Annotated in this window: 1 pseudogene; it reads right to left on the bottom strand. The window is 69.1% G+C overall.

Features of this window, described 5'->3' with window-relative positions:
- Positions 1 to 137: 137 nt before the first annotated feature.
- A pseudogene (locus A5733_RS22500) lies at positions 138 to 547 on the bottom strand (hypothetical protein); the annotation flags it as partial.

Below are 547 nucleotides of genomic sequence, written 5' to 3' on the forward strand. Positions count from 1 at the left end.
CCTGTGCGGACTTCTGCGCGGCGCGTTTGCGTGGTGCTGCCATTGTTCCGACTCCTCGAATGGTGATCCGACTCAGATATGACGAGGCCCCAGACCCGGCCGGGGAGTCGGGCCCGACCGGGCTGGGGAGCTTGGGGTTACGCGACGGCGACCGTGCCGCCGGTGCCTGCCGCCGTCACCGTGGTGACCGGGCCCGTGAACACTGCCACCAGCGGGCCGCCGTCGGGACCATCCACGGTCACGCCGGGTGCGTCGAGGGCCTGCACGCTGTCCAGCGCCCGCAGCGCCGACTGCAACGCCGCCTTCGTCTTCGTCGTGATCGACGTCGTGGTGTCGCCGTCCACCGTCACGGTGTACGCGGTCACGCCCACCGGGATCGTGAACGTCTTGGCCACGTCATCGGCGGTGTCGTGGACGGCGAGCTGTCTTTCGCCGAGTGCATCGTGCACCACACCGCGACGTCGGAGGGTGACGTGTTCGAGGTCGTCGACGACACCGCCGATGACGTGGCCAAGACGTTCACGATCCCGGTGGGCGTGACCGCGTA

It is taken from the genome of Mycobacterium sp. NS-7484 (genome assembly GCF_001953975.1).
In the GTDB taxonomy this organism is placed as follows: Bacteria; Actinomycetota; Actinomycetes; order Mycobacteriales; family Mycobacteriaceae; genus Mycobacterium.